We start from the raw sequence: 21,546 nt of genomic DNA, 5'->3' as shown, positions 1-21,546 counted from the left end.
TTTGTGTCTAAAAATTATAGAATTATTAATCTTAAAAACAAACGAATTATGAAAGCAAAATATCAAAGTGTACTAGACTTAGGAGAATCTCTAAACATCCAAAATGGAAATATAACTGAAGAAAACGGTGTTTTAAGAGTAGAAGGTACTGCAAATACACAATACGAAAAGAATCTTATTTGGGATAAAATTAAAGCTGTTGGCGGTGAAAATCCATCGGACATTGTAGCAAATATTAATGTTGCTGACACTTCTGTTTATGCTAGACATACAGTTGCATCAGGAGAAACTTTAGGAAAAATTGCTAAGCATTACTATGGAGATGCTATGAAATATAAAGACATTTTTGCTGCAAATACAGATGTCTTAAAAAATCCTGATTTAATTCATCCTAATCAAGAATTAGTGATTCCAAATTTATAATTGTATTTTTGGTAAGACTTCTTACATATTAAAGACTTCTTAACTGAGCGATTAACCTTATGGTTAATCGCTTTTTTATTTAGATAATCTTTGTTGTACTAAATTTCTAATAGCAACTAATTGCTCTTCTATAGTTAACGAAGAGTTATCAAATTCTACAGCGTCTTTAGCTTTTACTAACGGGGAGTCTTCTCTTGTAGAATCTATATAATCTCTAGACATTACATTTTCTAAAACATCATTGTAGTTTAAATTATGTCCTCTTTCTATGAGTTCTTTATAGCGCCTTTGCGCTCTAGTATCTGCTGAAGCTGTCATAAATATCTTAAGCTCTGCTTCTGGAAATACTACAGTGCCAATATCTCTTCCATCCATAACAATACCTTTATTCTTACCCATTAACTGTTGTTGCTCTACGAGTTTTCGTCTTACTTCAGAGATTTCAGCTATTCTACTTACAAAACGAGACACTTCTAACGTTCTAATATCTTCTTCAATATTATTACCATTAAGGCATACTTCTGCGAAGCCTAATGCTGTATTGTATTTAAAATTAATAGCTAAAGTTTTTAAATCTTTAATTAAATCCGCTTTATTTAAATTAGTTTCTGTGATATAATTTTGTTGCAAGGCATAATAAGTAATTGCTCTATACATTGCGCCTGTATCTACATAGATATAGCCTAGCTCTTTTGCTAATAACTTAGCAATGGTACTTTTACCTGTTGAAGAAAATCCGTCTATAGCAATAACAATCTTATTCATCTTTATTGCAAATCTATTTGAAGCCCAACAAAACTTGTGTTGGCGGCACCTGTGTACCTAGCATGTGTGTAACTAAACCTCAACTTGTTTATTTTCATTCCTAAACCAAAAGATAAGCCAGAAAAGTTACGTTGATCTACAATACGTAATTCTTCAGCACGTCTAAAATTATATCCAAATCTAAGATTAAAACCTTTATCTGGCCATAATTCTGCGCCTAAAATTAGATGTCGAAGCGCATTATTAAAAAAACCAACGTTCTCTTTTGTTTGATTACCACTTAAATCTGTAGTTACTCTGGCCGGATTTGGTCTGCCAATTGGCCATTTTTGTAGGTTATCTAAGGTTAAATGCCAACGCAATGGTATGTATTCTAATGTTTGAGATAATCCAAAATTAACCTCAAAAGGTATAGGTTCATTTTCGCCTGCATAGGTTGTAAATTGTGTTCCTAAATTACGAACTGTTATTGCTGCATTAAAGTCTATATCTTCATTAACATACATAAACCCAAAATCTAAAGCTCCACCTACTGAATTAAATTGTTCTAGTTGAGATGTTATAATCTTTAATCTCCCACCAATATAAAAATCTGTAAAAGGAATATTATAATTATATGCTGCAGATATAGCGACTTCATTTCCACTAAATGACCCTGTAGAAACCCCATTAAGGTCAAAACCGTCAAAATCTCCATAATTAATATAGGTTATCCCAAAGTGAAACGTTTGCACATGTCTATCCCATGTATATGCGTAAGACGCCGTTCCGTAACCAATACCACCTAAGTAACTTGAGTAATTTAGAGCCAATTGATTATGTTGATCACTATTAATAGAAGCCGGATTGTAAAGAGATTCTGAAACATCATAATCAAAATTAGTAATGATCTTGCCACCTAAAGCCGCTTGACGTGGCGATGAAACTAGATTAAGAAATTGATATGTGGATTCTCCACCTAATTGTGCAAAACTAGGAAATGCTATTAATAGAAAGAAAAGAGTCGTAGTCCTCTTAATCATAGATGATGCAATATTATACAATTTTTCCTTTAAAATGATCATTATAAAACGCCCTTTTTTCTCTTATACTTCAATAAAAAAATAAAACGTAACTATGGTTATGCTTAATTTTTGTATTTCGTATAAAACAAAAAATCATCATTTTCATTTTAATAACAATTTCAAAAGAAAAATTGTATGCCTAAATCTATCTTAGAACGGAGATAAGATTTTTTTATTTTTTCAAATTTAAGACTATAGTGTTAAAAGTCTGTTTTAAACCAATTAACGCATAATAAAAGACAAAACCATTCTTTTATTATGCGTTAATTTTTTTATTTAGTATAATCTTAAGCTAAGACTTTAGCTTTAGTCACTTTTTGCTTTGTTAAAGCAATATCTAGAACTTCATTCATGTCTTTTACATAATGGAATTTTAAGCCTTTAAGGTACTCTTGCTTTATCTCTTCTATATCTCTTCTATTGTCTTCACACAATAAAATCTCTTTGATTTTTGCGCGTTTAGCCGCCAAGATTTTTTCTTTAATTCCACCTACTGGTAATACTTTGCCTCTCAATGTAATCTCGCCTGTCATTGCTATACTCTTTTTAACCTTACGCTGAGTAAATAAAGACACTAAAGATGTTAACATTGTTACACCTGCACTTGGCCCATCTTTAGGCGTCGCGCCTTCCGGAACATGGATATGTACGTTATAATTATTAAATATCTCTGTTTTTATACCAAATTCATCTGCATTTGCTTTAATATACTCCATAGCTATAGTTGCAGATTCTTTCATTACTTTCCCTAAATTACCTGTGATAGAAAGACTTCCTTTTCCTTTTGATAAAATAGATTCAATAAACAATATATCTCCGCCTACTCTAGTCCAAGCTAAGCCTGTAACGACGCCAGCGACATTATTGTTTTCATATTTATCGCGTTCTAATCTTGGGCTTCCTAAAACTTCAATTACATCTTCTGTTGAGATTTTTACGTTATAGTCTTCTTCCATTGCAATATTTTTAGCCGCATAGCGTACCATTTTTGCAATTTGTTTTTCTAAGCCTCTTACACCAGATTCTCTAGTATAACCTTCTACTATTTTCTCTAACTGTGGCTTAGCTATTTTTAAAGCCTTATCATCTAAACCATGTTCTTTTAATTGTTTTGGTAATAAATGACGTTTAGCTATTTCTACTTTTTCTTCAATAGTATAACCGCTAACATTAATAATCTCCATACGATCTCTTAATGCAGGTTGAATAGTGTTTAAACTATTAGAAGTTGCTATAAACATAACTTTAGAAAGGTCGTAACCCATTTCTAGGAAATTATCGTAAAACTCACTGTTTTGCTCTGGATCTAAAACTTCTAACATTGCAGAAGAAGGATCTCCTTGATGTCCGGATGATAATTTATCTATTTCATCTAAAACAAAAACAGGATTAGACGTGCCTGCTTTCTTTAAACTTTGAATGATACGTCCTGGCATAGCACCTATATATGTTTTACGGTGTCCTCGTATCTCTGCTTCATCTCTTAAACCTCCTAAAGAAATACGCACATATTCTCTACCTAAGGCTTCTGCTATAGATTTTCCTAATGAAGTTTTTCCAACACCAGGAGGTCCATATAAGCAAAGGATTGGCGATTTCATATCGTTACGGAGTTTTAAAACCGCTAGATATTCTATAATCCGTTTTTTAACATCATCTAAGCCAAAATGATCACGGTCTAAAACTTTTTTAGCATGCTTTAAATTAAATTTATCATTACTAAACTCATTCCATGGTAAATCTAAAAACAAGTCTAAATAATTGCGCTGAATAGAATATTCTGCAACTTGAGGATTCATACGTTGCATTTTAGCCAATTCTTTTTCAAAATGCTCTTTTACTTTGCCTTCCCATTTTTTAGACTTAGCACGCTCTCGCATTTCTTCAATTTCTTCACCATAAGAAACACCGCCACCCAACTCTTCTTGAATGGTTTTCATTTGCTGATGCAAGAAATACTCTCGTTGTTGCTGGTTCATATCACTTTGAACCTTGTTTTGAATATCGTTTTTAAGTTCTAATTTCTGATATTCAAGATTCATGAATTTTAACGTAGCTAACGCGCGTTCTTTAAGATCATTTATAGTTAATAATTCTTGTTTTTCTTCAACTTTAAGATTCATGTTTGAAGACACAAAATTGACAAGAAATGAATTACTTTCAATGTTTTTAATCGCAAAACTAGCTTCACTAGGAATGTTAGGGCTTTCTTTTATAATCTCAAGCGATAAATCTTTTATAGACTCAATAATAGCCTTAAACTCTTTATTATCGTTAGCTGGTTTTGCTTCTGGTATATCAGATATTGTTGCTGTTATATAAGGTGTTTCAGAAATAACACTATTAATTTCAAAACGTTTTTTTCCTTGTATCACAACAGTAGTGTTACCATCGGGCATTTTTAAAACCTTCAAGATTCTAGCTACTGTTCCTGTTTTATAAATATCTTCTTCTTTAGGATTCTCTATTGATTCATCAATCTGAGAAACGACTCCAATGACTTTTCCTCCTTTATTGGCATCATTAATTAACTTAATAGATGCATCACGACCAGCTGTAATCGGAATTACAACTCCAGGAAATAAAACAGTATTTCGTAATGGTAAAATTGGAAGCGAATTTGGCAAGGTCTCATTATTAATCTGCTCTTCATCTTCTGGTGTCATCAAAGGAATTAATTCTGAATTTTCATCAAAATCCTGAAATGACAAACTGTCAAGCCCTAAAAATTTTTGTTTTCCCATAGTATATTTAAGCCATTCTGTCATTTAAAATTTCAGAACTGCATTTCTTTAAAAGTATTAATAATTAACTTTATATTGAATATCAGATAGTTATAAGATATTCAAAGTTATTCACACTAGTATATTTTCAATTGTTATGCCATTACCTTTATAAAAATTAAAACTTTTTTCGCTCAAACTGTAACAGTTTATGAAAGTGTCCATCTATATACTAAAGCAATTGTTTTTTTGACATCAACCAATCAAGATATCGAACAGTTACTATTGCATTGTCAATCTGGAGACCAACGTGCACAACTAGAGGTTTATAACAGATATAACAAAGCAATGTATAACACAGCAATTAGAATTGTAAAAGATTCTTTTAAAGCTGAAGACATTATGCAAGAGTCATTTTTAACGGCTTTTACAAAGCTAAATACACTACAAGACACTAAAGTATTTGGTGCTTGGTTAAAACGCATTGTAGTTAATAATAGTATTGCATACTATAACAAAACGTCTAAGCAAAATGAAGTGCCTTTAGACACAGTATTATATAAAGTTGAAGATGACAATGGCATTGAAGAAAGTAATCATAACTCTGATAAAGTGAAGCAAATTATGAGCGCAATGAAAACATTAAAACCAAACTACAATTTGGGTTTGTCATTACATCTTATTGAAGGTTATGATTATGAAGAAATCTCTGATATTATGGATATCTCTTATGCTAATTGCAGAACACTGATTTCTAGAGCTAAAGAGAGTTTAAGAAATAAATTAATGCAAACTGTTTAATTAAGGAACTATGGAAAAAGATACTATAGACGATTTGTTTGATAATTTAAAAGGTGAGTTTGATATAAACGAGCCCAATAAAGATCATGAGCTTCGGTTTTTAGATAAACTAAAAAGCAATGATGTAGCATCAAATAATTATAATAAAACATCTCGTTTTAATTGGAAGCCTTTTATAGCCATCGCTGCTTCTTTAGTGATTTGCTTTAGTGTGCTTATAACCATGCAAAACCAACCAGAGGTATTAGACTTAGCGAGTGTTTCACCAGAGATGTCTGAAACACAAGATTTTTTTACAGCAACAATTGAAAATGAATTAAAAAAACTTAATAATGAACGTTCTCCATTAACCGAACAAATAATTACTGATGCTATAGAACAGGTTCAATTATTAGAAAACGATTATCAAAATTTAAAAACAGATTTAACAGAAAGCGGAAGCGATCAACGTGTTATCTATGCAATGATTACCAACTTTCAGAGTAGAATAGATATTTTAAATACTGTTCTAGAGCAAATAGAAACTATTAAAGAATTAAAAATCAACACTGATGAACCTAAAAATACAATTTAGATTAGCTCTATTGCTTTTGTTAATGCCTTTTATTGCATTAGCAAATACAGAGATAGAGACTGCAAAAACAACCAAAGATAGAACCATTAAAAAATCATTTAATGTCTCGGAAAACGCAACTTTAAAAGTGTCTAATAGTTTTGGTAACTTAAATATAATTACTTGGGATCAAAACCGAATAGAATTTGATATTACCATAAAAGTAAGTGGAAATAATGATGAAAAAGTACAAGAACGTCTTGATGGCATAGATATAGATTTTTCGGCTTCTAATAACTTAGTTTCCGCAATTACCAAAATAGAAAAAAGCAAAAATAATTGGTGGAATTGGGGAAAAAAGATGAATTTAAATATGGAGATTGACTATGTTATAAAAATGCCAATGACTAATAATGTAGATCTTTACAATAAATTTGGATCAATTAATCTAGATCAATTAAAAGGTTCAAGCAAAATAAGATGTGATCATGGTAAAATTACTACTAAAGAATTAATGTCTAATGACAACGTGATTGATTTTAATCATACAAGAAATAGCTATTTTGAATATATTAATGAAGGTGAAATTTCAGCTAACCATAGCGGTTATACTATATCAAAAACAGAAAATATAACTATTAAAGCTAATCATACAAAATCTACAGTAGAGTTTGCAGAAAATATTGAATACGATTGTAATCATGGTTCCCTAAAAGTTGATAATGTTAATAGTTTAAAAGGAGATGGTAATCACCTCACTACTAGAATTGGCGATGTTTTTAAAAATCTAAAATTAAGAGGTAGTCATGGTTCTTTAAAAATAGAACGTGTTGCTCCTATAGTAAATACTATCGATATAGATACCAGATTTACAAGCATGACCATAGGTTATGATGCTGGTTTTAATTTTAATTTCGATTTATACTTTCAACATGGCTCATTGAGAGATTCTGATGGTTTTAATTATACAAACAAAGAAACAACTCATACAAGCAAAAAATACCAAGGCTACTATGGTGCAAAAGATTCTGGAAATCTTGTAAAGATTAATTCTCAACACGGAAGTGTAAGTTTTAAAAAACAATAACAATCAAAAAACAAATAAAACACATCAATTAAAAACAACAAATCATGAAAAATTTAAAAACAATTTTAGTTATTCCTTTCTTATTTACAATCACGTTATCATACGGGCAATGGAATTGGGGAAACAAAAAAGTAAAAGGAAATGGTGATGTAGTCACTGAAACCAGAAGCACTAGCGACTATGATGGTATTGGATGCTCAGGATCTATGGATTTTATACTAGTTGCTGGTAAAGAAGGAGAAATAACGTTAGAAGGAGAATCTAATTTATTAAAACATATTGTTACCGAAGTTAAAAAAGGTAAGCTTATTATTAAAGTAGAAAAGAAAATTAATCTTCAAAGTAGCAGAGGCAAAACTATAAAAGTAACGATTCCTTTTGAAGATATTAACTCTGTTTCCTTAGCGGGTTCTGGAGATGTTATTAGTGAAGACAAAATCTCTTCTAATAATCTAAAAGTATCTTTAGCTGGGTCTGGTGATATGATTTTAAATGTTGACTCTCAAGACTTAAAAGGTAATTTAGCTGGATCTGGTGACATCACTTTAAAAGGTAATGCCTCTAAAGCAAAATTAAGTGTTGCGGGTTCTGGAGATATCTATGCATTTAATTTAAATACTGATAATGCTACAGCTTCTATTGCGGGTTCTGGAGATATTGAAGTTAAATGTAATGGTAATTTGAAAGCTTCTATTGCGGGTTCTGGAGACGTAGAATATAAAGGAAATGCAGAAGTTTCTAAAAAAATTGCTGGCTCTGGCAGCGTTTCTAGAAATTAGAAATAACACCTTGTTTATATTGTAAAAAACCCGCTCAATGAGCGGGTTTTTTATTTAACGTGAGTCCTATTTTAATTTAAAAAAAATAAGGTCAGGTTGAGCGCAGTCGAAACCTATTTGAAATACTATATTTTAAAAACCTTTAATGCCGATAGTTATCGAGAGTACTCAAGGTGAAAAATCACATTTTATTGAGTTCTTTCTTTAAACCCATCTTATTTACACAAAAATAGAATCTTTTATTCTAATATCTCATCATGCCTAGGAACTCTAAAAAGTAAAATGATACCAATTAAAAAGAATACAAACAAAAATAGTATGGCATAACGCATAGAGCTAATTTGGTCAACAACTGCAAAAATCAGCATTCCTATAACAATACCTATCTTTTCAGCAACATCATAAAAACTAAAATACGATGTAGAATCTTTTGTGTTTTCAGGAATGTATTTTGAATACGTTGACCTTCCTAATGATTGTACACCACCCATAACAAGACCAACAACACTAGCGGCAATGTAAAACTGAATTGGTGTTTGCATAAAATACGCATAGATACATACTAACATCCAAATGGCATTAACAACAATTAATATAGGGATATTCCCATATTTATCAGAAGCTTTAGATGTTAAAACCGCACCTAGTATTGCTACAATTTGTATTACTAAAATACTTACAATAAGGCCTACTGTTTTTTCGCCATCAGATCCCCATGCTATCTCTTTTTCACCAAAATATACAGCCATTAACATAATAGTTTGTACGGCCATGCTAAATACAAAAAAGGCATTTAAATAACGTTTTAGTCTTAAGTTTTGTCTGAGTTCTACCCAAACTCCTTTTAATTCTTTAAACCCATTAAATAATACTGCTTTAGTTACTTTATGCCCAGAAGACACTCCTTTGGGCAACACATAAAATGTATATTGACTAAATAAAATCCACCATAAACCTACGGTTATAAATGATATTTTCATTGCAGAAATCTTGGCTAGATTTAAACTTTCCTCGGTTTCCCCTATATCAAATCCAAACCATTCAGGTTTCATTACCATTCCTAGATTGATTAATAAAAGTATAACACTTCCAATATAACCCATTGAAAACCCTTTAGCACTAATTGAGTCTTGTTGTTCTTCAAAAGCAATGTCTGGCAAATAACTATTATAAAACACTAAACTACCCCAATAGCCTAATAAGCCCATAAAATAAAACAGAAGACTAACATGTATAAAATCTCTATCAATACTAAACCAGTACAAACCTATACAACCCAATCCACCCATGTAACAGAAAAATTTCATGAATGTTTTTTTATTTCCAACATAATCTGCAATACCAGATAAAATAGGTGAAGAAAGTGCTACTACCATAAATGTAAATGCTGTAATAATAGAGATTAAAACAGTTTGTTTCATTTCAAACCCAAATGCATATACTGGTTGCTCATCTGATGCAAATAATGACGAATAAAATATAGGAAATATTGACGATGCAATGGTTAATGTATATACCGAGTTTGCCCAATCATAAAACGCCCAAGCATTCAATAATTTTTTACTTCCTTTTTTAAATTTCTCCATAATGTATTTTAATAAAAAAAGCTGTTCTTAATGAACAGCTTCTAAAGTAATCAAATATTATGAACTCAATATTAATTTATAGGTCTAAAAGACGTTACGCCATATTTTTTAGCTTCATTCTTAGCTTCTTGAGATAAATTCTTTAAATTCTGAATACGACTATCATTACTTGGATGTGTACTTAAAAATATCGGTGGAGCTTGTCCGCCACTCTTAGCTTTCATACGCTTCCATAACTCTGAAGCTTCATCAGGGTTATATCCGGCAATAGCCATTAATTTAATGCCAATGGCATCCGATTCTGTTTCGTGTTTTCTACTGTAAGCTAATATGCCTAAAGTAGAACCAACACCATAAGCCTGCATCCATGCTTGTTGTGCTTCAGCGGATTGTCCACTAGTACCAACGGCAACACCTAGACCAATATATTTTTGTAATTCACCTTTACTTATACGCTGCTGTCCATGATTGGCTAAAGCATGTGCAACTTCATGCCCCATAATAGCCGCAACACCTGTTTCGTTTTCAGCAATAGGTAATATACCTGTATAAAATGCAATTTTTCCGCCTGGCATTGCCCAAGCATTTACTTGATCTGAATCTATAAGACTATACTCCCATTTATAATTATTTAAATAACCTTGATATCCGTTAGCATCTAACCAACGTTCAGCTGCAGTTGCTATACGCTGTCCTACTCTTCTAATCATTTCAGCATCTTTAGTCCCTGTAATAATTTTACTTTCGCTTTTTACTTGGTTATATTGTGCTATTGAAGAAGGAAATAATTGATTATTTGACACTAATGCAATAGTTTTTTTTCCTGTAAATGGGTTTGTTGCACATGAGAAAAATAATGCTACTCCAAAAATTGTGGTGATAATATGTTTAAATTTCATGGTTATGATATTTACTAATTGTAATAAAAATACAAAATTCATTCTAATTTATGAGACCCTATAAAATTACAAAAGTCACATTTTAGATTCTTTTTTATTTATTTATCGGCTTCTAAAAAACACTAACATCTTTCTGTAATTAAACTAAAGATATTACGACGAAACAAACCTAATGAAATTGTAAATTTATAGCATGAAAAAGATCTTATTAATTTTAGTTGTTAGTTTATTTTTTAATTGCAATAGTTCTGCACAGAAAAATAAATCTCAAAAAACTGTTGAATATGCAGTAACAAAAACAGATGTTGAATGGAGAAGTATCCTTACTAAGGAACAATATTATATATTAAGACAAGCAGGTACTGAGCGTCCTTTTAGTAGCCCTTTAAATAAAAACTATGCCGAAGGTGTTTATCATTGTGCTGCTTGTGATACTCCTTTATTTAAAAGTGAACATAAATTTGACTCTGGTACTGGTTGGCCAAGTTTTGATAGAGAAATAAAAGGTAATGTAGCTTTTGGTACGGATAATAAACTAGGCTATACAAGAGCCGAAGAACATTGCGGAACTTGTGGTGGTCATTTAGGGCATGTATTTAACGATGGTCCAAGAAAGACTACTGGAAAGCGTCATTGTATTAATGGTGATGCATTAAAGTTTATACCTTCGGAAAAAAAATAATTTAAATGCAAAGTTATCTACCTAGTGTTATTAAACAGTTTACCTATTATAAGACACTAGGAGATAAAACTATTGAGCAGCTTAATTTTGAACAATTACGAAATCAATTAGAAGAAGATTCAAACTCCATAGCAGTTATTGTTAAACATTTAACTGGTAATATGCTAAGTCGTTGGACTAACTTTTTAATTGAGGATGGTGAAAAATCTTGGAGGCAACGCGATGAAGAATTTGAAGCTAATTTCTCTTCAAAAAGTGATATTATTTCCTGCTGGAATAAAGGCTGGGATTGTTTATTCACAGCCTTGTCTATTTTAAATATTGAAGATTTAGAACGTGTTATTTACATCCGTAATCAAGGACACACAGTTACAGAAGCTATAAATAGACAAATGATGCATTATGCCTATCATATTGGACAAATTGTTTTAATAGGCAAACAAATTAAAGGTATTCAATGGCAATCTTTATCTATACCTAGAGGAGAATCTAGAGCTTATAACACTTCTAAATTTAATACTGAAAAAGGTCGTCGGCATTTTACTGACGATTTATAATTTAACTGTATTAGATACCAATTTTTCTTGCAAAATAGATTCTACTTCTTCAGCTGTTGGGTCGACCGCTAAAATTTCACCTGAGCCCGAAATCAGGAACATACCTCCACCACCATTCATTACATTATATTTCTCCCATATTTTATTTTGCTTATCTAATTCTATGAGGTTTAACCATGGCCATTTCTCTTTTGTCATAAAAATATTGTAACGGTCTAAGTTTTCAAATTCTCCTGCAACACCTACAATAGAGAACCCTTTCTCTTTATACTTATCATAGACAGGTCTTACCAATCTGGTTTTTGCTATACAGGGTCCGCACCATGTCGCCCATAGATCTAACAATACTATTTCGTTTTTATCTACTTCTGGTTTAAGCTCATACAGTACATTTTTAACATCAGGAGCTTTAAAATTCACATATTGCCCACCTGGTTTCATTTCTGTATAGCCAATCCATAAATTCTCAGCTAATTCGGTATATGTATGCTCTGGAAATGCTTCCTTTAAGCGATTTAAAGCTTCTATAATCTTTTCTTTTGGAGCGCCATTATATTCAATACTTTGAATATCTTCAATTATTAAAGAGTAACTTACTATACTAGGGTTATTTCTTATAAAAGTATATTTTCTGTTAAAATATTCTCTTTCAGATGTCTTAGCTTGAAAAGCTACTTTTTTTCCAAATTCATTTTTATCTAAATCAGCTTCTTGAAGCTTTTTCATCTCAGCATAAATAGGCACTTGTTCTTCTTGAGTCTCCGCTCTGTTTAATTTTTCAATAACTTTAGCATAAACATCTGAATATGTGTTTTCATAGGGAATGCTATCAAATATTTTATATACTTCTTCCTGTTTTTTTATATATGGCCAAAAAACTGTATTAAGATACTTCGTATAATTATTATTGAGCTTCCCTCCTACTACTTTGTTATTATTAAAATCTTCTTGACTATATAATGTCAAATGTATTGTATCAGTTTCAGGAAATATTCTAACAGTTCTCCAGGCTCCATCATCATGCTCTTCCTTAAAAATTAGATCATAAGCTTCTATTTCTTTAGATTCAAATTCATGATAAAATTCATTATCAACTATAGGAATATTTGCTATAATATCGAATCTAGCATCTTCATAAGATTTAACCAACAAAAGCGTGTCACTTTCTGGTCTATTGATGACTTCGCCGACTAATACTGTAGTTAATGTTTTAGGTTTTGTTTCTTCTTTTTCTGATTTGCACGATAGACATATAGAAATACAAAGTAATATAATAAAGAGGTTTGTTTTCATAATTGATGGTATTAGAAGTTAAATTAATAACTTGTTTTTTTAATATTTAGTGCTTTATAATTAAAATTTAGAATTATTTATTTTTCGATTTCGATTTCGTAAATTCGTATCTTCAAAAATTCAATAAAAAATTACCGATGAGTAAATACGATATTATAGTTTTAGGAAGTGGTCCTGGCGGTTATGTAACTGCTATTAGAGCCTCACAATTAGGATTTAAAACCGCTGTTGTAGAAAAAGAAAGTCTTGGTGGAGTTTGCTTAAATTGGGGTTGTATTCCCACAAAAGCCTTGCTAAAATCTGCTCAAGTTTTTGAATATTTAAAACATGCAGAAGATTATGGCCTTAAAGTTAAAGATGCTGAGCATGATTTTGATGCTGTTGTAAAACGTAGTCGTGGTGTTGCAGATGGCATGAGTAATGGTGTGAAATTTTTAATGAAGAAAAATAAAATTGACGTCATTGAAGGCTACGGAAAACTTAAAACTGGAAAGAAAGTTGATGTTGATGGAAAAGAATATTCTGCAGATCATATTATCGTTGCAACCGGAGCACGTTCTCGTGAGTTACCGAGTTTACCACAAGATGGCAAAAAAGTTATTGGTTACCGAGAAGCTATGACATTACCAAAGCAACCAAAAAAGATGATTGTAGTTGGCTCTGGAGCTATTGGAGTAGAATTTGCATACTTCTACAACTCAATGGGTACTGAGGTTACCATTGTAGAGTACTTAGATAAAATTGTACCTGTAGAAGATAACGAAGTTTCTAAACAATTAGAACGTAGCTTTAAGAAATCTGGAATTAAAATAATGACTTCTGCTGAAGTGACTTCAGTTGACACATCTGGAAAAGGAGTAAAAGCTACAGTGAAAACTAAAAAAGGAGAAGAAATATTAGAGGCTGACCTTGTTTTATCTGCCGTTGGTATAAAATCTAACACAGAAAATATTGGCTTAGAAGATGTTGGTATTGCTGTAGATAGAGATAAAATTTTGGTTAACGATTATTACCAAACCAACATTCCTGGTTATTATGCTATTGGAGATGTTACTCCTGGTCAGGCATTAGCACACGTTGCTTCTGCTGAAGGCATTTTATGCGTTGAAAAAATAGCAGGACAACATGTTGAAGCCTTAGATTATGGAAATATTCCGGGGTGTACTTATTGCTTACCAGAAATTGCTTCAGTTGGTTTAACAGAAGAACAAGCCAAAGCTCAAGGATTAGATGTAAAGATTGGAAAATTTCCTTTTTCAGCTTCTGGTAAAGCTAGTGCTGGCGGAAATAAAGATGGTTTTGTAAAAGTAATTTTTGATGCTAAATATGGTGAATGGCTTGGATGTCATATGATTGGTTCTGGTGTAACTGATATGATTGCCGAAGCTGTTTTAGGACGTAAATTAGAAACTACAGGACATGAAGTGTTAAAAGCAGTTCATCCTCATCCAACAATGAGTGAAGCCGTTATGGAAGCTGTTGCAGATGCTTATGATGAAGTTATTCATTTATAATAATAAAAAATAATTCTATAAATAAAAGACGATTCCTTTTAAGAATCGTCTTTTTTTAGTTCTAAAAATTATAACCAACCAAATAACATTTAGAACGTCTATTGATTAAAAACAGATATTAACATGTGCTTCTTTTTAATCGAGAAGTATTACATTGAATATATAACTAGTAGTAAAAGGCGAAAAAATAACTGTTCATTTTTTAATTGATTGATGATATATTGTTGATACCATCAAATTTATAGTTATAAATCTCCAACCAATCATAACTAAATCATAAACTATTATCAAATAATCGTTAAAAAAGATGAGGATAATCTTAATATTTTAAGATTTCTATTAAATAAAGCTTTGTACGGCTAAATCGTAACTTTGTAAGCCAAAACCAAGAATGACGCCTTTTGCACCCGCAGAAATATATGATTGATGCCTAAATGCCTCTCTTGCAAATGTATTAGAGATATGTACCTCAATCACTGGTGTCTCAATAGCTTTAACAGCATCCCCAATACCCACTGAAGTATGAGTATATGCTGCTGCATTAAGTATAATTCCATCATGAGAGAAACCAACCTCTTGTAATTTATCTATCAATTCTCCCTCAATATTAGATTGGAAATATTCTATACTAATAGTATTGTATTTAGCTTTTAATACTTCAAGACAATCTTCAAAAGTTTGATTACCATAAATCTCTGGTTCTCTTTTACCTAAGAGGTTTATATTAGGTCCATTAATAATAATGAGTTTCTTCATGTGGTAAATATATTATAAAAATAGTTACTTTTAAACTATGAATTGGTCAAACGCTATTACGGATTATAAACACTACCTAAAAATAGAACGAGGATTATCTGTAAATTCTATTGACAACTATGTTTATGATATTAAACGGTTAATTTTATTTTTAGAAAAAAACTCAAACAGTATTTCACCAATAAAGATTGATAACGAAACTGTTCAACAATTTATCTATAAAATCTCAAAAGAATTAAGTCCAAGATCCCAAGCACGTATTATTTCTGGGCTTCGTAATTTTTTTAACTATCTTATTTTTGAAAATTATAGAGCAACAAATCCTCTCGATTTAATAGAATCACCTCGTTTAGGTCGAAAATTGCCTGATACATTATCTATTGAAGACATAGATAATCTTATTGATGCTATTGACTTAAATTACCAATATAGAAACATTAATCTAGGACATAGAAATAAGGCTATTATAGAAACATTATACAGCTGTGGTCTTCGTGTTAGTGAATTAACCGATTTAAAAATTTCTGATTTATTTTTTGATGAAGGATTTATTAAAGTAAGAGGTAAAGGTAATAAAGAGCGCTTTGTACCTATTGGAGACACTACCAAAAAGTATATATTGATATGGAAAGACATTAGAAAACATATAGATATTGACGCAGATGCTAAAGATATTTTATTTCTTAACTACAAAGGTCATAAGCTTACAAGAGCTATGATATTTACTATAATAAAGCAGCTGGTTAAAAAAATAGGGTTAAAAAAAACAGTATCGCCACATACATTTAGACATTCTTTTGCAACACATTTACTAGAAAATGGTGCCGATTTAAAAGCTATACAGATGATGCTAGGACATGAAAGTATTACCACAACAGAGATTTATACACATATAGATCGCTCTCACTTAAATACTGTGCTCAATAAATTTCATCCTAGAAAATTTGTTACAAAAGAATAATCTTAATTCATTATATAACTACTTCTTTTGCAATCTTGTACTAAAATCGCCAATTACATTTTCATATTTTCTTAAAACTCTATCCCATGCTCTATATAATTCATCAGCTTTAACACTAGTTCTGGCTGACCCACTATATTCGCTATTTAGTTTAACCTTATAGGTCAATGGAGAAGAGTTTGCTAATTTTATTATCATACGAGTTCTAATAGTATTTTGCAAAAAACTCTGAACAGACCAGGCCGTTCTTAAATAACTTGTTTCTTTATCACTTACCTCAATAGCATCGAAATAATCTGTTACAATCAAGTACACTAACTTCCAGGCTTCATCTACAGATAGCTCAGGATTTACAATTATTTCAAAATCAACATTAGCTTGATCTGTTTGTATTGATGCAATTTCAGAATCATCTTTTTGCATATCAAAGAAATGTGTTTTTGGGGCTTGTGGACCTGCTTTTTTACCGCAAAGTGTGACTTCGTATTTCAAAAAACCTGGTTTACTTGCTCTAACGTTATAACAATCTTTATTACTTAATTTTAAGGTATAGGACCCATTGCCTACTTTTTCTCCATTGACTAAAATTTGTGCGTCGGGTTCAGATGTTGTAATTCTTGTTTTTTGAGCTGAAACATTTAAGATAGTAATAAATGCTAAAATGGTAAATAGTATTCTCATAATGTGTAATGTTAAAATTGGTTTATTAATAATTTAACACAAACCTAGAGAATATAAATACGCTGAAAAATACCTGCTTATGGGTATTTTTCAGCATATTTTAAAGTCTAATTATTTATTAGAAGTTATCTTTTTTATTTCGCAATATTTACTGCTCTAGTTTCTCTAATCACAGTAACTTTTACTTGCCCAGGATAGGTCATATCTGTTTGAATTTTTTGAGAAATCTCAAACGATAAACTTGCAGCTTTATCATCGCTTACTTTTTCGCTTTCTACAATAACACGTAATTCTCTACCTGCTTGTATAGCATAAGCTTTCTTTACTCCTGTAAATTCAAAAGCTACAGCTTCTAAATCTTTTAATCGTTGTATGTATGAATCTAATACTTGACGTCTTGCGCCTGGTCTTGCGCCCGAAATAGCATCACAGACTTGAATAATTGGAGATAATAATGATGTCATTTCAATCTCATCATGGTGAGCTCCAATAGCATTACAGACTTCTTTTTTCTCTCCATATTTTTCTGCCCATTTCATCCCTAAAATAGCATGTGGTGTCTCCATATCTGCTTCTGCATCTGGTACTTTACCTATATCGTGTAATAATCCGGCACGTTTCGCTAATTTAGGATTTAGCCCTAACTCTGCTGCCATTACACCACAAAGCTTAGCTACCTCACGTGAATGCTGTAATAAATTTTGCCCATATGACGAACGGTATTTCATACGTCCTACCATTTTTATCAACTCTGGGTTTAGTCCATGAATTCCTAAATCAATAACTGTTCTTTTACCAACTTCTATGATTTCTTGTTCTATTTGTTTTTGAGTCTTCTTTACAATTTCTTCGATACGAGCCGGATGAATACGACCGTCTGTAACCAACTTATGTAATGACAATCTAGCAACTTCTCTACGAACAGAATCAAAACAAGATAATATAATAGCTTCTGGAGTATCGTCTACAATAATTTCAACTCCTGTAGCCGCTTCAATAGCTCTAATATTTCGGCCTTCTCTTCCTATTATACGGCCTTTTACGTCATCAGACTCTATGTTAAATACAGAAACACAATTATCAACAGCTTCTTCAGTTCCTATACGCTGTATCGTATTAATAATAATCTTTTTTGCTTCTTGTTGTGCGGTAAGTTTGGCTTCTTCTACTTTATCTTGCACAAATGCCATCGCATCTGTTTTAGCTTCTTCTTTTAAAGATTGTACTAGTTGTTCTTTGGCATCTTCTGCAGAAAGCGAGGAAATTACTTCTAACTGTTTTATCTGGCTTTTATGTGCTTTTTCTACTTCTTCTTTCTTCTTCTCTAAAAACTCTAATCTAAAATCATAATCTTTAATTTTATCATCTAAAGATTGATTTGATTTCTTAGATTTAGATAACTCATTAGAAATTTGAGATTCTTTATCTCTAATACGTTTTTCTGCTTCAGCCATCTTTTTATCACGAGAAAAAATCACTTTTTCGTGTTCTGCCTTAAGCTCTATAAACTTTTCCTTTGCTTTTAACTCTTTCTCTTTTCTAAGATTCTCTCCATTAATTTTAGCTTCTTTTAATATAACATCTGCCTCTTTCTTAGCTTCTTTCATTAATTTAGAAGCATTATTTTTTTCTAAAGTTTTAGCGATAATATATCCAAGTATTAGTCCTAATACTACTCCTCCTACAATATATAAAATTGTGTTAGTGTCCATGTTCATTGTTTAGTTTAGTATATAAAAAAAGCCTACATCAGTTTTGGATTCTGTATAAACTCCTTAAAAACAAGTTTAGGGCTAACAAGCTGCTCAAAAATCTGCCCGAGATACTGAAATAAATCAGCACTAGCAGCACGGTTTTACAACTTCAACTCACCCTTTTTAAAGAATTAACGTTGAGTTTATCAAAAAATATAACTAATGTAGGCAGTAACCTTTTGTATTTTAAAGAACGTACGAGTTATATATGCGATTGTAAAAGTTCACTTAAAGCTTCTAACTTTTCTTGAACTTCTTCATTTACATACTCTTTATCTATTGTTTTTTGCTCTACTTGAGCTGCAAATTGCAAGGCACACATTGCCAAAACATCTTGCTTATCTCTAACAGAGTAATTTTGCTCAAACTGACTAATCATGGCTTCTATTTTCTTTGTCGCTTTACGCAAACCTTCTTCCTGACTAGGTGCAATGGTTAGCGGGTAAACTCTGTTTGCTATTGAGAGTTTTATTTTAAGCTGTTCTGCCATTAAAATCGATTAACATTATTCAGATAATTGAGCAATACAGTGATCAATATCTCTTATTAATGTGTTTATTTTGAGTTTTGTTTCTCGTTTATTTTCGTCACTACCAAGCATTGAATTTGCTATTTTAAGTGTATCGTACTTCTCAGCCCAAGTAGCTATTTCTTCTTGATACCGAAGTATTTTTTGTTGATGTTGCTCTAATTCTTCTGAGAGCTTTGCATTGGTTTGTTTTAAAACCTCTTGCTTGTGTAATATTTTAGAGATTTTATTCTCTAAACCATCAACAATATCTTCAATTTTACTCATTTCAGCATTTCAATACTCTAGTAACAAAGTTAACATACCATTTGAAAAAACACAATTGTTTTGTAATAATTTTTAAAAATGATAATTGTATTGTTCTCAAATTGTTAAGAAAAATAATACAGACTTAAGCTTGGGTTATTATTTTCAAATTAATACTTTAGCTTTAATTGTCCATTGTATGAAATATATTTTGCTCCTTATTTTACTTCCCCTACAAGTATTTTCGCAATCGGAATACCCTCAAGATTATTTTAGAAATCCTTTAGATATTACATTAGTACTTTCAGGATCTTTTGCAGAATTACGTTCAAATCATTTTCATTCTGGGCTAGATATTAAAACGCAACAAAAACAAGGCTTAAAAGTTTATACTGCCGCTGATGGCTATGTAAGTCGAATAAAAGTATCTCATTTTGGTTATGGAAAAGCACTTTACATTACACATCCAAACGGATACACAACTGTATATGCTCACTTAAAGAAATTTTCGCCAAAAATAGAGGCTTATGTAAAAAAGCGTCAATATGAGAAAGAGAGTTATGAAGTGGAATTCTTTCCTAATACTGATGAGCTTCTTATTTCTAGAGATGAAATTGTAGCATTCTCTGGAAACACAGGAGGCTCTGGCGGACCACATCTACATTTTGAAATTAGAGATAATGCCGAACGGCCTATTAATCCAATGCTTTTTGGAATTAATATTAAGGACACTAAAAAACCTTTTATAACTGGTGTTTATGCGTATCCTAAAAACAAAACTTCTTTTATAAACGGAGAAAATAAACGCACTCCATTACGATTAATCCCAAACGCTAATGGAGATTATTCTGCCGAAAAAATTTCTGCATATGGAGATATTGGTTTTGGAGTTGTAACAAACGATAGGCAAGATTTGGCTCCTAATAAAAATGGAGTCAGTAACATAAAATCATTTTTTAATGGAAATAAGGTGTTAGAAGTTAATTTTAAACGTTTTAGTTTTGACGAAACTAAACATCTTAATCGTTATGTCGATTTTGAGCTATTTAAAACTAAAAAAACACGAGTCCAAAAACTATTCATAGAAGCCAATAATCCTTTAAGTTTATTTAAAGGCGTTGTTGATAATGGGTATATAAAAATAGAAGATAGTACTGCTTCTATATATAAAGTAGAGATTAGCGATTATAAAAACAATACAACTACTTTAGATATACCAATAAAAGGAGAGTTTAGCATTTCTAAAAATGAAAATTTAGAGAGTCACCCAAACTTATCGTTAATTAAAAATGCGGCAACCACAGTATTAGAAGGAAATAAGTCGAGTGTAATATTCTATAATAATACGGTATACGATGATTTATTGATTGATTTCAAAGTCAATTCAGATACTATAAGTTTACATAAAGATATTGTACCATTACAAAAAAACTTTATAGTTAACTATGATATTAGTAATTATAAAGATATCGATAAAGACAAATTGTTTATTGCTAGATTATTTGGCTACTATAAAAAACCAAGTTATGTGTCTACTACTCGCAAAGGAGATACTTTGTCTGCACGCAGTAAAATTTTTGGGCAATATGTTTTAGCGACAGACACTATAACCCCAAAAATAAGACCTGTAAATTTTACTCCAAAAAAATGGTTGAGCAAATACAGATATTTAAAAGTTAAAATAAGTGATGACTTATCTGGCATTTCTAATTACAGAGCTACAGTTAATGGAAAATGGATTTTAATGGAATATGATTATAAAACCGGACTTCTAACACACGATTTTAATGATAATGTCGTTACAGATACAGAAAACAATTTAAAAATTATAGTAACCGATAATGTCGGAAATAGTTCTACATTTGAAGCAACCTTTTTTAGAAAATAAAATAC

General features: G+C 31.1%; 21 protein-coding genes and 1 other RNA gene. 10 read left to right on the top strand and 12 right to left on the bottom strand.

The window, feature by feature from the left end; genetic code table 11:
- Positions 1-48: 48 nt before the first annotated feature.
- Entirely contained in the window at positions 49-423 is a 375-nt protein-coding gene (locus K8Z87_RS04000) for a LysM peptidoglycan-binding domain-containing protein (protein WP_227476190.1), read from the top strand.
- 75 nt (positions 424-498) lie between these two features.
- Here K8Z87_RS04000 and cmk read toward each other — a convergent pair whose 3' ends face one another.
- From cmk to lon, 3 genes are all read right to left on the bottom strand, one after another.
- Positions 499-1,188, bottom strand: coding sequence for a (d)CMP kinase (gene cmk, locus K8Z87_RS03995; protein ID WP_227476189.1), 690 nt, complete (start codon positions 1,186-1,188; stop codon positions 499-501).
- Between the two features lie 2 nt (positions 1,189-1,190).
- Entirely contained in the window at positions 1,191-2,210 is a 1,020-nt protein-coding gene (gene porQ / locus K8Z87_RS03990; protein WP_227476207.1) for a type IX secretion system protein PorQ, read from the bottom strand.
- A gap of 329 nt (positions 2,211-2,539) precedes the next feature.
- On the bottom strand, positions 2,540-4,996 hold the full coding sequence (gene lon, locus K8Z87_RS03985; protein WP_227476188.1) for an endopeptidase La: 2,457 nt from the start codon (positions 4,994-4,996) through the stop codon (positions 2,540-2,542).
- Positions 4,997-5,224: 228 nt separating this feature from the next.
- On the opposite strand from lon, the gene K8Z87_RS03980 reads away from it, so the two are divergent.
- From K8Z87_RS03980 to K8Z87_RS03965, 4 genes are read left to right on the top strand one after another with little or no spacing between them, the layout of a single operon-like run.
- Complete coding sequence (locus K8Z87_RS03980; RefSeq protein ID WP_227476187.1) at positions 5,225-5,776, top strand: RNA polymerase sigma factor; 552 nt, start codon at positions 5,225-5,227, stop codon at positions 5,774-5,776.
- 10 nt (positions 5,777-5,786) lie between these two features.
- The gene (locus K8Z87_RS03975; RefSeq protein WP_227476186.1) at positions 5,787-6,350 is read left to right on the top strand and encodes a hypothetical protein; all 564 of its coding nucleotides are present in this window, start codon (positions 5,787-5,789) and stop codon (positions 6,348-6,350) included.
- Positions 6,328-7,416, top strand: a complete 1,089-nt coding sequence (locus K8Z87_RS03970; RefSeq protein ID WP_227476185.1) for a hypothetical protein — start codon at positions 6,328-6,330, stop codon at positions 7,414-7,416. Before K8Z87_RS03975 ends, K8Z87_RS03970 begins: the two co-directional genes overlap by 23 nt.
- A gap of 44 nt (positions 7,417-7,460) precedes the next feature.
- Complete coding sequence (locus tag K8Z87_RS03965) at positions 7,461-8,195, top strand: head GIN domain-containing protein (RefSeq protein WP_227476184.1); 735 nt, start codon at positions 7,461-7,463, stop codon at positions 8,193-8,195.
- 239 nt (positions 8,196-8,434) lie between these two features.
- Here the strand turns inward: K8Z87_RS03965 and K8Z87_RS03960 are convergent, their stop codons facing one another.
- Both K8Z87_RS03960 and K8Z87_RS03955 read right to left on the bottom strand, forming a co-directional pair.
- Positions 8,435-9,781, bottom strand: coding sequence for an MFS transporter (locus tag K8Z87_RS03960; protein WP_227476183.1), 1,347 nt, complete (start codon positions 9,779-9,781; stop codon positions 8,435-8,437).
- A 71-nt stretch (positions 9,782-9,852) separates the two neighbouring features.
- Entirely contained in the window at positions 9,853-10,680 is an 828-nt protein-coding gene (locus K8Z87_RS03955) for a M48 family metallopeptidase (protein ID WP_227476182.1), read from the bottom strand.
- A gap of 193 nt (positions 10,681-10,873) precedes the next feature.
- On the opposite strand from K8Z87_RS03955, the gene msrB reads away from it, so the two are divergent.
- Both msrB and K8Z87_RS03945 read left to right on the top strand, forming a co-directional pair.
- Entirely contained in the window at positions 10,874-11,362 is a 489-nt protein-coding gene (gene msrB, locus K8Z87_RS03950; protein ID WP_227476181.1) for a peptide-methionine (R)-S-oxide reductase MsrB, read from the top strand.
- A 5-nt stretch (positions 11,363-11,367) separates the two neighbouring features.
- Positions 11,368-11,919 (top strand): DUF1572 family protein, encoded by a 552-nt coding sequence (locus K8Z87_RS03945; RefSeq protein WP_227476180.1) that lies wholly within the window; start codon positions 11,368-11,370, stop codon positions 11,917-11,919.
- Here K8Z87_RS03945 and K8Z87_RS03940 read toward each other — a convergent pair.
- Entirely contained in the window at positions 11,914-13,212 is a 1,299-nt protein-coding gene (locus K8Z87_RS03940; RefSeq protein WP_227476179.1) for a TlpA family protein disulfide reductase, read from the bottom strand. The genes K8Z87_RS03945 and K8Z87_RS03940 overlap by 6 nt on opposite strands.
- A 137-nt stretch (positions 13,213-13,349) precedes the next feature.
- Between K8Z87_RS03940 and lpdA the strand changes: the two genes are divergently transcribed.
- Positions 13,350-14,726 (top strand): dihydrolipoyl dehydrogenase, encoded by a 1,377-nt coding sequence (lpdA, locus tag K8Z87_RS03935; protein WP_227476178.1) that lies wholly within the window; start codon positions 13,350-13,352, stop codon positions 14,724-14,726.
- A gap of 339 nt (positions 14,727-15,065) precedes the next feature.
- Here lpdA and aroQ read toward each other — a convergent pair whose 3' ends face one another.
- Positions 15,066-15,482 (bottom strand): type II 3-dehydroquinate dehydratase, encoded by a 417-nt coding sequence (gene aroQ, locus K8Z87_RS03930; RefSeq protein ID WP_227476177.1) that lies wholly within the window; start codon positions 15,480-15,482, stop codon positions 15,066-15,068.
- 37 nt (positions 15,483-15,519) lie between these two features.
- Here aroQ and xerA point away from each other — a divergent pair, with 37 nt between their 5' ends.
- Positions 15,520-16,443, top strand: a complete 924-nt coding sequence (gene xerA / locus K8Z87_RS03925) for a site-specific tyrosine recombinase/integron integrase (protein ID WP_227476176.1) — start codon at positions 15,520-15,522, stop codon at positions 16,441-16,443.
- Between the two features lie 18 nt (positions 16,444-16,461).
- Here xerA and K8Z87_RS03920 read toward each other — a convergent pair whose 3' ends face one another.
- The 5 genes from K8Z87_RS03920 to K8Z87_RS03900 form a co-directional block, all read right to left on the bottom strand.
- Entirely contained in the window at positions 16,462-17,124 is a 663-nt protein-coding gene (locus tag K8Z87_RS03920) for a hypothetical protein (RefSeq protein ID WP_227476175.1), read from the bottom strand.
- A 134-nt stretch (positions 17,125-17,258) separates the two neighbouring features.
- On the bottom strand, positions 17,259-18,836 hold the full coding sequence (gene rny / locus K8Z87_RS03915) for a ribonuclease Y (RefSeq protein WP_227476174.1): 1,578 nt from the start codon (positions 18,834-18,836) through the stop codon (positions 17,259-17,261).
- A 56-nt stretch (positions 18,837-18,892) separates the two neighbouring features.
- Positions 18,893-19,021, bottom strand: a non-coding RNA gene (gene ssrS, locus K8Z87_RS03910) — 6S RNA.
- Between the two features lie 59 nt (positions 19,022-19,080).
- Positions 19,081-19,368, bottom strand: a complete 288-nt coding sequence (locus tag K8Z87_RS03905; protein WP_227476173.1) for a cell division protein ZapA — start codon at positions 19,366-19,368, stop codon at positions 19,081-19,083.
- A 15-nt stretch (positions 19,369-19,383) separates the two neighbouring features.
- On the bottom strand, positions 19,384-19,674 hold the full coding sequence (locus K8Z87_RS03900; protein ID WP_227476172.1) for a hypothetical protein: 291 nt from the start codon (positions 19,672-19,674) through the stop codon (positions 19,384-19,386).
- A gap of 178 nt (positions 19,675-19,852) precedes the next feature.
- Here K8Z87_RS03900 and K8Z87_RS03895 point away from each other — a divergent pair, with 178 nt between their 5' ends.
- Positions 19,853-21,541 carry a M23 family metallopeptidase gene (locus K8Z87_RS03895; protein ID WP_227476171.1) on the top strand — a complete coding sequence of 563 codons (1,689 nt, stop codon included), beginning with the start codon at positions 19,853-19,855 and terminating at the stop codon, positions 21,539-21,541.
- The last annotated feature ends 5 nt before the right edge of the window (positions 21,542-21,546 follow it).

It is taken from the genome of Winogradskyella immobilis (genome assembly GCF_021887715.1).
GTDB lineage: Bacteria > Bacteroidota > Bacteroidia > Flavobacteriales > Flavobacteriaceae > Winogradskyella > Winogradskyella immobilis.
The sequence above is the reverse complement of the archived record's forward strand: the minus strand, read 5'-3'. Positions and strand labels throughout refer to the sequence as shown.

What these genes read in the sequence shown, in the direction of transcription:
- rny (WP_227476174.1), bottom strand. Translation starts at nt 18,836, where the DNA reads ATGGACACTAACACAATTTTATATATTGTAGGAGGAGTAGTATTAGGA.
- K8Z87_RS03960 (WP_227476183.1), bottom strand. Translation starts at nt 9,781, where the DNA reads ATGGAGAAATTTAAAAAAGGAAGTAAAAAATTATTGAATGCTTGGGCG.
- cmk (WP_227476189.1), bottom strand. Translation starts at nt 1,188, where the DNA reads ATGAATAAGATTGTTATTGCTATAGACGGATTTTCTTCAACAGGTAAA.
- K8Z87_RS03975 (WP_227476186.1), top strand. Translation starts at nt 5,787, where the DNA reads ATGGAAAAAGATACTATAGACGATTTGTTTGATAATTTAAAAGGTGAG.
- K8Z87_RS03945 (WP_227476180.1), top strand. Translation starts at nt 11,368, where the DNA reads ATGCAAAGTTATCTACCTAGTGTTATTAAACAGTTTACCTATTATAAG.
- K8Z87_RS03905 (WP_227476173.1), bottom strand. Translation starts at nt 19,368, where the DNA reads ATGGCAGAACAGCTTAAAATAAAACTCTCAATAGCAAACAGAGTTTAC.
- xerA (WP_227476176.1), top strand. Translation starts at nt 15,520, where the DNA reads ATGAATTGGTCAAACGCTATTACGGATTATAAACACTACCTAAAAATA.
- K8Z87_RS03955 (WP_227476182.1), bottom strand. Translation starts at nt 10,680, where the DNA reads ATGAAATTTAAACATATTATCACCACAATTTTTGGAGTAGCATTATTT.
- K8Z87_RS03895 (WP_227476171.1), top strand. Translation starts at nt 19,853, where the DNA reads ATGAAATATATTTTGCTCCTTATTTTACTTCCCCTACAAGTATTTTCG.
- lon (WP_227476188.1), bottom strand. Translation starts at nt 4,996, where the DNA reads ATGGGAAAACAAAAATTTTTAGGGCTTGACAGTTTGTCATTTCAGGAT.
- aroQ (WP_227476177.1), bottom strand. Translation starts at nt 15,482, where the DNA reads ATGAAGAAACTCATTATTATTAATGGACCTAATATAAACCTCTTAGGT.
- porQ (WP_227476207.1), bottom strand. Translation starts at nt 2,210, where the DNA reads ATGATTAAGAGGACTACGACTCTTTTCTTTCTATTAATAGCATTTCCT.
- K8Z87_RS04000 (WP_227476190.1), top strand. Translation starts at nt 49, where the DNA reads ATGAAAGCAAAATATCAAAGTGTACTAGACTTAGGAGAATCTCTAAAC.
- K8Z87_RS03965 (WP_227476184.1), top strand. Translation starts at nt 7,461, where the DNA reads ATGAAAAATTTAAAAACAATTTTAGTTATTCCTTTCTTATTTACAATC.
- msrB (WP_227476181.1), top strand. Translation starts at nt 10,874, where the DNA reads ATGAAAAAGATCTTATTAATTTTAGTTGTTAGTTTATTTTTTAATTGC.
- K8Z87_RS03970 (WP_227476185.1), top strand. Translation starts at nt 6,328, where the DNA reads ATGAACCTAAAAATACAATTTAGATTAGCTCTATTGCTTTTGTTAATG.
- K8Z87_RS03940 (WP_227476179.1), bottom strand. Translation starts at nt 13,212, where the DNA reads ATGAAAACAAACCTCTTTATTATATTACTTTGTATTTCTATATGTCTA.
- K8Z87_RS03900 (WP_227476172.1), bottom strand. Translation starts at nt 19,674, where the DNA reads ATGAGTAAAATTGAAGATATTGTTGATGGTTTAGAGAATAAAATCTCT.
- lpdA (WP_227476178.1), top strand. Translation starts at nt 13,350, where the DNA reads ATGAGTAAATACGATATTATAGTTTTAGGAAGTGGTCCTGGCGGTTAT.
- K8Z87_RS03920 (WP_227476175.1), bottom strand. Translation starts at nt 17,124, where the DNA reads ATGAGAATACTATTTACCATTTTAGCATTTATTACTATCTTAAATGTT.